The sequence below is a fragment of the Polaromonas sp. genome (assembly GCF_039930745.1).
Taxonomy (GTDB): Bacteria; Pseudomonadota; Gammaproteobacteria; order Burkholderiales; family Burkholderiaceae_C; genus Polaromonas.
Genome location: NZ_JBDTTH010000113.1, coordinates 1 through 11312, shown reverse-complemented (window position 1 = coordinate 11312; position 11312 = coordinate 1). Strand labels below are relative to the sequence as shown.

General features: G+C 62.7%; 11 protein-coding genes. 3 read left to right on the top strand and 8 right to left on the bottom strand.

The genetic code is table 11. The features are described from left to right. Positions 1-115: 115 nt before the first annotated feature. Positions 116-595, top strand: a complete 480-nt coding sequence (gene trmL, locus ABI660_RS21270) for a tRNA (uridine(34)/cytosine(34)/5-carboxymethylaminomethyluridine(34)-2'-O)-methyltransferase TrmL (RefSeq protein WP_348071883.1) — start codon at positions 116-118, stop codon at positions 593-595. Here trmL and ABI660_RS21265 read toward each other — a convergent pair. After that, complete coding sequence (locus ABI660_RS21265) at positions 592-1545, bottom strand: LysR family transcriptional regulator (RefSeq protein WP_348071881.1); 954 nt, start codon at positions 1543-1545, stop codon at positions 592-594. The genes trmL and ABI660_RS21265 overlap by 4 nt on opposite strands. Before the next feature lie 212 nt (positions 1546-1757). Between ABI660_RS21265 and ABI660_RS21260 the strand changes: the two genes are divergently transcribed. Further along, positions 1758-2051 (top strand): DUF4148 domain-containing protein, encoded by a 294-nt coding sequence (locus tag ABI660_RS21260; RefSeq protein ID WP_348071879.1) that lies wholly within the window; start codon positions 1758-1760, stop codon positions 2049-2051. 98 nt (positions 2052-2149) lie between these two features. Continuing rightward, on the top strand, positions 2150-2611 hold the full coding sequence (locus ABI660_RS21255) for a hypothetical protein (RefSeq protein WP_348071878.1): 462 nt from the start codon (positions 2150-2152) through the stop codon (positions 2609-2611). Between the two features lie 25 nt (positions 2612-2636). Here the strand turns inward: ABI660_RS21255 and ABI660_RS21250 are convergent, their stop codons facing one another. The 7 genes from ABI660_RS21250 to ABI660_RS21220 all read right to left on the bottom strand — a co-directional run. Next, positions 2637-3092 (bottom strand): MaoC family dehydratase, encoded by a 456-nt coding sequence (locus ABI660_RS21250; protein WP_348071876.1) that lies wholly within the window; start codon positions 3090-3092, stop codon positions 2637-2639. A gap of 91 nt (positions 3093-3183) precedes the next feature. Beyond that, positions 3184-3801: a ParA family protein gene (locus tag ABI660_RS21245; RefSeq protein WP_348071874.1), complete on the bottom strand. Its 618-nt coding sequence runs from the start codon at positions 3799-3801 to the stop codon at positions 3184-3186. 224 nt (positions 3802-4025) lie between these two features. Next, positions 4026-5939, bottom strand: a complete 1914-nt coding sequence (locus ABI660_RS21240) for a protein kinase (RefSeq protein ID WP_348071872.1) — start codon at positions 5937-5939, stop codon at positions 4026-4028. A 64-nt stretch (positions 5940-6003) separates the two neighbouring features. After that, positions 6004-6891 carry an adenylate/guanylate cyclase domain-containing protein gene (locus tag ABI660_RS21235; RefSeq protein ID WP_348071870.1) on the bottom strand — a complete coding sequence of 296 codons (888 nt, stop codon included), beginning with the start codon at positions 6889-6891 and terminating at the stop codon, positions 6004-6006. 903 nt (positions 6892-7794) lie between these two features. Further along, positions 7795-9390 carry a M20/M25/M40 family metallo-hydrolase gene (locus tag ABI660_RS21230; RefSeq protein ID WP_348071868.1) on the bottom strand — a complete coding sequence of 532 codons (1596 nt, stop codon included), beginning with the start codon at positions 9388-9390 and terminating at the stop codon, positions 7795-7797. 155 nt (positions 9391-9545) lie between these two features. Next, a complete protein-coding gene (locus tag ABI660_RS21225) occupies positions 9546-10691 on the bottom strand; it encodes an ABC transporter substrate-binding protein (protein WP_348071866.1) in 1146 nt (381 codons plus the stop codon). A 137-nt stretch (positions 10692-10828) separates the two neighbouring features. Then, positions 10829-11312 (bottom strand): AraC family transcriptional regulator (locus tag ABI660_RS21220; RefSeq protein ID WP_348071864.1); only part of this gene is annotated, 484 nt, incomplete at its 5' end.

The window sequence follows — 11312 nt, the reverse complement described above, 5'->3', positions numbered from 1 at the left end:
CTGCCCCCCGAGGGGGCGCTGCGCCTGCGGACTGGCGAAGCCAGATCCGCGGCCCCTGCTTGAAGGGGACAACGCCTCGCATAGAGCTCCTGGTGCTCGCAGCGACAATCGGGCCATGTTCAATATCGTTCTGGTCGAGCCCGAGATCCCGCCCAACACCGGCAATGTCATCCGGCTGGCCGCCAACACCGGTTGCCGCCTGCATCTGGTGGAGCCGCTGGGTTTTTCGATGGATGACAAACACATGCGGCGGGCCGGCCTGGACTACCACGAGTACGCCGAACTCAAGCGCCATGCCGATTGGCAGGCTTTCCTGGACACCGAGCAGCCCGATCCACGGCGGCTGTTTGCCCTGACCACCCGCGGAACAAAACTTGTGCACGAGGCGCAATTTGCCCCCGGCGACTGGTTGGTGTTCGGCGCGGAAACCCGGGGCCTGGCCCCTGAGTTGCGCGAGACGTTTGCGCCGGCGCAGCGCCTGAGACTGCCCATGCGGTCCGGCCAGCGCAGCCTGAACCTGTCCAACGCGGTTGCCGTGACGGTATTTGAGGCCTGGCGGCAAAACCACTTCGCCCTGCCCGCGGCGCCTGGCTAGGAGGCCACGCTGTCCTCGGCACTCGAAGGCCAAGTGCGCTCGGCCTCGGCGGCTTTCAGCCGGGTCTGCTCGATCAGGAACTCCATGAACACGCGCGCCCGGGCCGGCACGTATTTGCGGCTGGGAAGAGCCGCGTACAGGGTGAAACGGCCGGTGATCCAGGGCGCGAGCACGCGCCGCAGCTGGCCGTCGCGCAGGTAGTTGGCAACCAGGTCCAGCGGCTGCGCACTGATGCCGGTGCCGTCCAGGGTAGCGCGCAGCAGGGTGTCGCTGTGATTGGCCATCATCGCCGGCTTAACCTCGACAGCAAGCTCCCGGTCATCCTCCTGCGGGTTGATCAGGCGCCATTCCCGCTGGCGGATGCCCGCCTGGCTGAGCCGCAGCAGCGCGTGTTTTTCCAGGTCCGCGGGCTGGCGCGGTGTCCCTGCACTGCGCAAGTAGCGCGGGGAAGCGCACAACAATCCCTCCGAGAGAATCACCGGACGCGCCACAACGTTGGCGTCATACAGCCGGCCAGCACCCAGAATCGTGAGGTCATAGTCTTCAATCGGCGGCACCAGCGGCGAATCCACCGTGATATCGAGCACCACCTTGGGATAACGGCGCCGGAACTCGGCCACCAGCGGAGCGATGATGTGCACCGCCATCACGGGCTGGGTGTGGATGCGCAGCAAACCGGCCAGCTCATCCGTCTGCTCCCGCGTCGAAGCCTCGGCCTGGTCCACATCGTTGAGGATGTGCCGTACACGTTGCAGATAGGACTGCCCGGCCTCGGTGAGCGACAGCTTGCGGGTGGTGCGCTGCAGCAGCCGGGCGCCCAAGTGCTGCTCCAGATCCGTGATCAGCCGGGTCATCACGGCCGCCGACATGTCCATCGTCCTGGCCGCAGCGGCGAAACCACCATCGTCCACGACCTGCTGAAAGGCGCGCATCGATAAAAGTCGGTCCATAGGGTAATTACCTAATAAATCAAGTCCTTATTGTTCCATAAACAGCAATTCCCAATTGATGAATATGCTATTTTTCTTCATCTGTGGCAATAGTACAGTTCATACATCGATGAGCCGCAACCAAATAAACGACTCACCGAGGCTGGACAGACGGGATTAATGAGCCCGCCATGCCCGGAAATGTTTATTCACTTTTTCAAGGAAATTTCATCATGAACGCATCCAAATTCTTCGCTGTTGCCGCTCTTGCTACTGTTGCCTCTTTCGGCGCCCACGCCGACGAAGCCGACGGCTCGCAGTTTGGCGTCCAGTTCAACTCGACCCGCTCCGTGGCCGAAGTGCGCGCCGAAGCCGCCAGCAAAGTGGCAACCCACAGCCAGGAGCCTGCCGGCTCCCGCGTTGCGGCCACCGTGCAGTCCCCGGCCGACCGCGCCACCGTGCGTGCACAGGCTGCTGACGCTGTTCGCCTGGGCCAGATCCCGCGCGGCGAAGCCAGCTACATGTAATTTGAGCCGGCTGGCCGGGTTACCCCCGGCCGCTCAGGACTCCAAAAGCCGTCCGGATTTTGTCCGGACGGTTTTTTTATTGCGTTAACGGGTGTGATTTGTGGGATCAAGCTTCGTTAAGGAGAGGAAGTCTGTCCAAGATCAAGGGTAAACCCTATAATTTACAGACACTAGCGCTGAAGACCGAGATCCGGCTCTTCACGTCTTTCCACCCCTTCGGTCCACAAGACCGCAAGAACCCGATTCTCATGGCTTTTCCTTCCATTTTTGCATTGTTCAAGCATGTGCCTGCCGTCACGCTTTCGCAGGATCGTTTGCCACTTGAGCAGATCCGCCAACAGCTGTACGGGGCCTTGCAGGACTGCACGGGCACGGACGCGCAGCGGGTGATTTACAAAATCAAGCTTGCCGCCACGCCAGCTGAACTCTGGTTGTTGCGCAGCGACCTGCACCAGTGCATCTCACGGGCGCACGACCAGGCGGAGGCGGCCCGGCGCATCAATGCGCTGCTGGAGACTTTTTGCGGCTGGATCCCTACTATCCAACTCAGCCGGATCTAAGGCCTGTTTTGGGGATCGGCAAGGCTCAGGGATAACGGCGGACCAACGACTCGGCGACGCAGACCGGTTTGGCAGCACCTTCGCGCTCGACAGTCACCTCCCAGATCATCTGCACGCCTTCGTTGTCAATCGGCTCGCAGGCGAGCAGCTTCATGCGGGCCCGCAACCGGCTGCCAACCGGCACCGGCGCCATGAAACGCACCTTGTTCAAGCCGTAGTTCACGCCCATGCGGCTTTGCGCAATCTCGAACGAGGATTCAAAAAACTTCGGCAGCAGCGACAAGGTCAGAAACCCATGCGCAATCGGCCCGCCGAAAGGCCCGGCTTTGGCTTTTTCCGGGTCCACGTGGATCCATTGGTGGTCGCCGGTGGCCTCGGCAAAAAGATTGACCTGTGCCTGGGTGATGCTGAGCCAGTCGCTGACGGCGACTTCCTGGCCGACACAGGCCGCCAGTTCGGAAAGGGTCTGGAAGGTTTTCATGCCCAGACTTTAACGTCGCCCGGAATGCTGGCTTGTCCAGCCAGCGACACGGCCGGGCTACCCCCGGCGCGCTGGTGGCGGAAGGGTTCCGTCACTGGTCCAGCCAGCGGCAGATGCCCTGCCATTGCTCCAGGTCTTTTTCCACCCGGCTTGGCGCCACGTCAAACAAGGTGAGCCCACGCGCTGCCAGGTGAATGTAGTTCTGTGTGTCACGTACATAACCAAGCACCGGCAGGCCCAGGCTTTCGACAAAACCGCGCAGCTTGTCGGCCGCAATGGTGCGGGCATCGACCCGCATGCCAACAATGCCCACCTGCATCTTGCCGGCGTGACGGTGTTCTGCCAACTGGTCCAGAAAACTTCGGGTGGCAAAAATGTCAAACACACTGGGCTGCAGCGGCACGATCACCTTGTCCGCGAGCTTGAGCACATCGTTGAAGCGCCAGCCATGCAGGCCGGCGGGCGTGTCCAACACCACATGGGAGGTGCCTTTGGGCGGTTTGACAATCATGTCGGCATTGACATCCCAGGTCGAAATCGGCCGCGCGCCCGGTGGACGTAGACCCAGCCAGAGGCGCGACGACTGCTGTCGGTCTGCGTCCCCGAGCATGACCGTATGGCCCTGGCTGGCGAAATAACCCGCCACATTGGTGGACAGCGTCGTTTTGCCGACGCCTCCTTTCGGATTGGCAATCACAACCACAGGCATACGAAACTCCTGGAATTTTGACGCTATGGTAACGGCTGCCATCCCAGAGGCCAAACACAGGCCGCACATCCGGGCTGCAGACCCTCGAATCAGGGAAACCGCCAGCACCAGGGCCAGGTCCGGCCCGGCGCCAACGAACATTGACTAAAAAGCCCGTCAGCCCTTACTGGTACTTCTCCAATAGCTCCTGTTTTTATAGCGCCCGACGAACACCGTGGCCAGCGCTAGTTGCGCATTTCCTGCGCCTCCTGGCGCAGCTTCTCCATCGTACGCCGCTCCACGCAGGCCGGATGTTTACTGAAAGCCGGCTTGGCGCACTGCTCGTTCATGCAGAACTGGAAACCAAGCAGCACGCGGTTTTCACAGGCCTGCTTGGGGTTGGTTGCCTGCGCCGGACCTGCCGTCTCCGCCCCGGCCGGAGTTGCAGCCGTTGGTGCCGCCGGCTTGGCAGCAACCGGCTTGGCGGGCGCCGGCTTTTCAGCCACCGGCACGGCCTGGTGTTTGGGTGCTGGTTTGGAAGGCGGCACAACTGGCTGCGCGGTCGGGGAAAGTGCGGCCGCGGCCGGCACCGGCGTGCCCACCGCCGCAGCTGGCAAGGCAGTACCGGCAGATACATTGGCAGCCGGCGCCTTTTCGCGGGCCGACCACTGGAAGGCCAACCCCGCCAGCACCAGCACGGCCACACCGGCAAACGCCACCAGAGGCAGCTTGAAACGACGGGCAGGCCCTGCGCCTCTTGCAGTCTGTGCGTCAGACACCGGGGGCACAGAGGCTGCGGCAGCCTGCATGCGGGGTGAAGGCGGGCGCTGAAGCGGCACGGTGGGTTGGCGCTGCCAGGTCAAGTCAGAGTCTTCGGCTTCAGGTTCGGGTGTCGCACTGGCCGCGGGTTCGGGCGCAGCCACCGCGGCACGGGTCTGGGCCGCCTGACCAGCTTCCGTGTGAAGCCCCTGGAGCCGGGTCCATTCACCCACGGCCTCCTGAGAAACTGCCGTCGCGGTCGAGCCGGTCCCGCTTCCGGAGCCGTCCGCCAGCACCGGGCCCCCCAGTTTCCTCAAACGCCGGCGCGCCAGGTCGGCATAAATACCGGAAGGAAACTTGTCGAGGAAGCCTTCCAGGTCTTCCAGGTCTTCGGAGTCCTTGATGTCTTTCCAGTAAACCAGCTCGAGTTCCTGCGTCACCGTCGAGCCGGTATCCGTTCCCGCGGAAGCCAGCTTGACAGTCGAGCCGCCGGCGCGCGATTTGCCGGTGTCGGTTGCTGTCCCGCCGCGGCGGCTGGGCGGGCTGGCCGGCGGAACAATGGTCGGGTCCGACGCCTGCCCGCTGGCTTCCAGCAGCGCCTGTGAAAACTCCTGCGCGGTGGCGAAACGGGCGTCGCGTTTTTTGGCCAGTGCACGCGCCATCACCGCATCGATGGACTGCGGCAACAGCGTGTTGAAGGTGCTGGGCGCTGCCGGGACGTGACCCACGATCTGCTGGATGATGGCAAAGTCGGTATCGCCATCGAAAGGCCGTTTGCCGGTCAGCAGCTGATACAGCACCACGCCCACCGCAAACAGGTCGGCCCGCGCATCGATAGGCACGCCTTGCACCTGCTCAGGCGACATGTATTTGAGGGTTCCGACCATGGAGCCCTGGGTGCGCGTGGCCTCCCCGGAGTCCTGGATGCGGGCAACGCCAAAATCGGTCAGCTTGACGCGGCCGTCGGCCTCGATCAGCAAGTTGGCCGGTTTCACGTCCCTATGCACGATGCTCTGGCGGTGCGCATAGTCCAGTGCGGACAGCAGATCGCGCACCATACCCAGCGACTGCTCCAGCGAATAACGGCGGCCGGCGTCGAGGTGGTGCTTCAGGTCTTCGCCCTGGATGAACTCCATGACCAGGAAGGCCATGTCCCCATGGCGGTCCGAGTCATACACACTCACGATATTGGGGTGCTGCAAACGGGCGGCCGAGCGGGCTTCGGTACGAAAACGCGCCTCGTACTCTGCGGCGGCTTCTTCGGAGAGGTTTTCCACCTTGATGGTCTTGATTGCCACCCTGCGATCCAGGTTCGGATCGCGCGCCTCGTAGACAAGCCCCATCGCGCCTTTGCCCAGCACGCGGATGATGTCGTAGCGACCAAGCTTGTTCAGGCTCATGGGTTCAAAGGGCCGGACGGCCAGCGGGATACGTTTGGAAACAAACGATTCTATCGGTGTAGCGTCACCCGATGACGGAAAAACTGACCAGCGGGCTGCCTTCCTTGCGTTCGCAGCCGGCGCTGATCTGGCCCTTGCCCACCAGATAACACTCGGTGCGGCGCAGCACCACGGCTTCGTTCTGGTTGCCAAAGTAGACCCAGGTGCCATAACTTGACGCATCGCTGAGCACAAACTGCCCGCCGCGCCACTCCAGCGTGGCATGCATGCGGGACACACGCGGATCGTTCAGGGCAAGCGACGCACCCGCGCCACGGCCTATGGACACCTTCGCGCTGCCGGCATTGACTTGCACCGCCTGCTCGCCGGCCACCAGTTCAAGAACCATAGGACGGGTATCGGCGGCCATCGAGCGCCCCATCATGGTGGCGTCTTCATCGCGGCCGCTTTGCCATTCCACACGGTACACATGGCTGGCCTCCGCCCTGCCGCGCAGGTGCATGGGGCCCAGGCTACGCAGCGACGCCTGCTGCACCGACCCCAGGGCCGACCAGACGTTCTGCGTCGTGAGGATTTGCGCCGCGCCGGCCAGGTCGGCCAGGCGCGCCGCCGAGTTGACGGTGTCGCCAAAACAGTCGCCGTCGATCTCGACGACTTCTCCAGACTCGATGCCCATCTGCATCTGCACGGGTGCCCCGCTGCCGCCGGCCCGGATGGGTTTGTCCAGAAAGCGCTTCTGGATGCTGACGCAGGCCGCCAGCGCATCGCCTTCTTGGGGAAACACCACAAACAGCCCATCGCCCAGCAGCTTGACGACACGGCCGCTGTGCTGCTCGAAGACCTGGCTCAGCGCCCCGACCAGCTGGGTGACAAAACGCGAGGCGGTTTCATCCCCCAGCCGCTCGAACATGCTGGTGCTGCCCACGAGGTCTGCAAATACAACGGTGGTCATGCAGGCGCCACCGCAAACAAAGGCCCGAAGAAAACGACTGCGCGGGCGGCCTCAGGCGTCAACACGTAAGCATTTGTTCTCATACCGGGATTTTCACCGAAATTGACAACGGCGCCTTGTGACCTTTTTCCGCAGTGTCCGCAGAAAGACAGTCGGCCTGCGTGCCGCCTCAATCTGGGGAGGGGGTCCGGGCGCCCCGGTGAAGATGCCCGCCGTGTTTTCGTAATGCGCGACCATCAGCGATCGCGCCTCGTCCAGGCGATTGCCCGTGGCCGCATTGCCCGATGAAGATGCACAGCCCGGACATCAGGCCGCGCAGGCGCTTCGTGTGCACCACTGACAGTAGCACGACTCGCCGATCTTCCCGAACCCGTACCGCAACATCATTTCAAGCCGGCCAAATGTCGTTTGGTGGCCGACTTCACGTACATCCGCATCCAGACCGGTTTCTGCTAATTGGCTGCCATCCTGGACGCGTGCTGCCGCAAGATCGCGGGCCATAGGTCGAAACGGCACAGCCATGCTTCTGAATGATCCAGGTCAACAGCCTGCCCTCAATAGTTGGCCCCCGCTTGCAGCCTTGTCTGGTGGCCAATGTATTTGACACACTGAGACACAGATCTAAGTTCCGCTGCCGTATGAATTTTGAGACCGGTGCAGCGGTCAGTACTCGCCGTACCTTATAGGGCCTGTTCACACTATTTATACAAGATGCGTTGCGAGTCAAAAAGGTCATGCGCGGGGCGCGAAATGCAGCCGGGCTGGAGCCCGGCAAGGCTTTGCAACACTGCGCATGCCCTGTTTGGCCGCAACCAAGAGGGAACGCACTTGTATAAATAGTGTGAACAGGCCCTAGTCCACCCACCACGCTCCTGATGTGATCCACCCCGAAGCCGCTGAGGGTCAGGGGCGGCTGAGCGCGCGGATCATTTCCGCTACCAGGGCAAGCCGTCGCGGTATGCGATCGATCAGCACGAATTCTTCTTGCGAAGAGTGGAAATTTCCACCTGGCAGGCCCATGCTTTCGATCACCGGTTTGCCCGACTGGGCCGCCCACACCGCGTCGGTTGCTCCCCATATGTGCGGCACCACCGCCAACTTCCCCCCCATCGCTGCATAGATGCCCTGGGCCAGTGCGGCCATTCGCTTGCCTTCTTCAGTGGCGACGAACGCGGGAAAGCCGAGACCGTCCGTCACGGTGATGCTGGACGCAGGGAATTTGTGCCTTCCGACGAGTTGCCGCGCAGCCTGGCTTAAGGCGCTGAAGGTTGCCGGGTCAGGCACGCGCTGGTCCGCCGACGCGAAGGCTTCACCTGTCCCGTTCGTGTTGGCGACGAGTCCGTCGGAGATATCCACCGTGATTTCGGCGCCAGGGACGAAAGCCTGCGTGCCACGTAGCGCCAGGAACTGCAGCGCCGCCTCCGAATCAGCCGTCTTCGGCAGCGCGAGTTCGGCGACCGCACTGCCACGGTCCGGAATGACGTTGCCGACGAGGCCACCGGAGACGATACGCCACTGTAACTTGGCGCTCGGAAGTTTGGCTGCCGCTTCGGTCACGCGCTGCACCACTGATGCCATCTCAACCACTGCGTTGATGCCACCCGCTGGGTTGACGCCCGCGTGCGAGGCCCGGCCCTTGACGCGGAAGGACAGCGTCGCGAACCTGTGGTCGGCCGCCAGCTTGTCCAGCGTACGCGGCTCCTCGGCGCGCGCGATGGTCCAGTTCATGCGCGTGTTGGGGACTTGGGCCTGCACATCCTTCGAGCGCAGGATCAGGTCAGCAAGTTCTTCGATCGGTCGCGCGTCGGCAGGGGCAAAAGCATCGGCGACACGCAGCCTGGCCGCGAACTGCCCGACACCGGATGTGCCCAGCACGAGGGCCTCGGTAGGAAAGGTTGGTTCGCCGCTCATCACGTAGTCGTGCGCCTGCGCCTGATTGCGGATCAAGTCGCGCGAACCGCCCGAGCCGCGTTCCTCGTCCACGTTGAACACCATGGTCACGCGCTCGTAGTCCTGGAAGCCGCGCGCCTTGAGCAGCTTCATCGCGTGCAGGAACACCGCTATGCCGCTCTTGTCGTCTGCGATGCCCGGTGCGATTGCGCGGTTGCCCTCTACGCGGAACGGCCGCGCAGCCGCGGCGCCCGCGGGATACACCGTGTCCATGTGGGCCATCAGCATGATCTTTCGCGTGCCCTTGCCCTTGAAGGTAATGACCAGATTGGCGCCGGGCACCCCAGCTGCCGGCGTGACGCGCTCTGTCTCGCCGCCCAGTGATTTGGCGAAGCGCTCGATGCGGTCAGCGACGGCCAGCAGACCCGGTGCCTGGGTCGTGCCGCTGTCCTGCGAGGTCAAGTCCCGCAGCGTCTCCAGCAGGGCGGCGGTCTCCTGCTGCGCCAGCCCAAGCAGGGCGGCGTCGAGTTGTGGTGCAGGTGCTTGGGCTTGTGCGACCGTAGCGGATAAAGCCAGGCAGAAGGCTGCGTGTCGTAGTGTGGCTCTCATTTTTGTCTCCTCGGGGGTAGGGGAAGGTCCAGTCAAAAGGTAGTCGTAGCTCGCGTGGTTGGCCGGCAAACGACCACATGCTCTCGGATAGCGACAAGTGCCCTGGCCAGTCGCTTACGGCAGGCCAGGACGCCACAGCGCTCTTTTGCGCGCGGCTAGCGTATGAAGTTGCCGTTAGGACCGACTATCGTGATTTCCACGAAATTGGAACCGTGGTGGTTTTGCGGGCTATAGGACAGTGTGTAGCCACCCAGGTCAAGCTTGCTGAGCTTCTCCATACCCAGGGCCAGACTTTCCGGGGAGGGATTTTTGCCCGCATTGCGCAGGCCTTCGATCATCACCCGGGCATTGATATAACCCGCAAAGTGGTCGTAGTCCACTGGCTTGCCGGCCTTGCCCATCAGCAGGTTGAAGTCGCGCGTGAGCGGTGTGGTGGCGCGCCAGGGGTAAGGCGTGGCGCGCGACACGGCCAGCCCGCGGGCATCGTCGCCCAGCGCCTTCAAAATCGATGAGCCCACTGATAGCGAGAAGGTGTAAACCGGCGCGCCCAGATGAGCGCGGTTGGCCTTGACGTAAGGCACGACAGCAGGTCCGGCAACGATCATGATGACCGCCTGCGGACGAAGTGATGCCAACCCCTGCGCTACAGCGACGGAGTCGCTGCCGTTCACGTCCAGCGGGCGGCTTGCGACCATGGTGGCGCCTTCCGAAACAATCACTTTTTCCGCCAGCGGAAGGAGCAGCTTGCCGAAGTCATTGTTTTGGTAGACCACGGCAATCCGGGTGGCCTGAACGGACTTGAGATTGCGCACCATCTTGATCAACTCGTCGGCATAACTTGCCTGCGTGGTGAAGAAGTAGGGGTTGGGTTGCTGCCGCAGCGCGGGGCTGCCGGTGTAGGCCGAAATCAGGGGCACATGCTGTTCCGCGACGTAAGGCAAAACAGCCGCTGTCTGGGCGGTACCGAGGGTGCCAAAGAGCGCCAGTACGTTCTGCTGCTCCACCAGGGTGCGTGCGTTTTCCAGCGTACGTTTGGGATCGAAGCCGTCGTCCAGTATGACCAGCTTCACTAGCCGGCCGCCGATGCCGCCGCGTTTGTTGACTTCGTCAAACGCCAGTTGCTGCCCATTCAGCACACCCGTCATGGGGGCTGCCATCATGCCGCTGAGCGGTACGCTTTGGCCAATCACCAGATCGGGTTTCTGAGCCCAGGCCGCGTGGGGCAGCAGCGGGACAGCCAGTGAAGCCAGGGCCATACGGCGGCTGATGCTGACAGGGGGAAAGAGGCGCTGGAAGGTCATGGAGGTCTCCGGGTTGATGTGTTCCCATTTTTTCCGGCGCACCACCCTCCGGTCTACTCAAAACTTGCCGTCCAGACACCGTTTTTTTGAAAACTTGCTGTAGTCACGCTATCGGAAACCCTGACAAACGCTAGCCTTCAGTGCGACCGCTGCCATTGCAGCGGCGTTTGTCCGACATGTCGCTTGAATTGCGTGGAGAAGTGGCTGGAGGAGGCAAACCCGCAAGCCAGCGCGATTTCCAGCATGCTGAGCCCGCTGTTGGTCCATAACAAGCGCTTGGCTTGCGCCATGCGCCGCGCGAGGATGTACTGGTGCGGCGTCACGCCCAGGTTGTCCCGAAATACGCGGCAAAAATGGAACAGGCTCATGCCGGCGACTTCGGCCAGTTGCTCCAGCGCCAGCGTGCCTGACAAGCCTGCATCAATGTGCGCCTGCACTTTCTCCACGGGGCCGCCAGTCGTGCCGGCCAGAGTTTTGTGCTGGCGCATCAAAAGCCGGCAGACCATGGCCATGGCCGCGCGCTCTGTGACAAGCGGCCCATCGGGGCTACCCGCCCGCAGGTCGGCGAACAGGGTTTGTGCATCCAGGCGTAGCAACTCATCCGCGGGCACAATCTGGTGC

Coding starts and splice junctions, on each gene's coding strand:
- trmL (WP_348071883.1), top strand. CDS start 116: ATGTTCAATATCGTTCTGGTCGAGCCCGAGATCCCGCCCAACACCGGC.
- ABI660_RS21265 (WP_348071881.1), bottom strand. CDS start 1,545: ATGGACCGACTTTTATCGATGCGCGCCTTTCAGCAGGTCGTGGACGAT.
- ABI660_RS21260 (WP_348071879.1), top strand. CDS start 1,758: ATGAACGCATCCAAATTCTTCGCTGTTGCCGCTCTTGCTACTGTTGCC.
- ABI660_RS21250 (WP_348071876.1), bottom strand. CDS start 3,092: ATGAAAACCTTCCAGACCCTTTCCGAACTGGCGGCCTGTGTCGGCCAG.
- ABI660_RS21245 (WP_348071874.1), bottom strand. CDS start 3,801: ATGCCTGTGGTTGTGATTGCCAATCCGAAAGGAGGCGTCGGCAAAACG.
- ABI660_RS21240 (WP_348071872.1), bottom strand. CDS start 5,939: ATGAGCCTGAACAAGCTTGGTCGCTACGACATCATCCGCGTGCTGGGC.
- ABI660_RS21235 (WP_348071870.1), bottom strand. CDS start 6,891: ATGACCACCGTTGTATTTGCAGACCTCGTGGGCAGCACCAGCATGTTC.
- ABI660_RS21230 (WP_348071868.1), bottom strand. CDS start 9,390: ATGAGAGCCACACTACGACACGCAGCCTTCTGCCTGGCTTTATCCGCT.
- ABI660_RS21225 (WP_348071866.1), bottom strand. CDS start 10,691: ATGACCTTCCAGCGCCTCTTTCCCCCTGTCAGCATCAGCCGCCGTATG.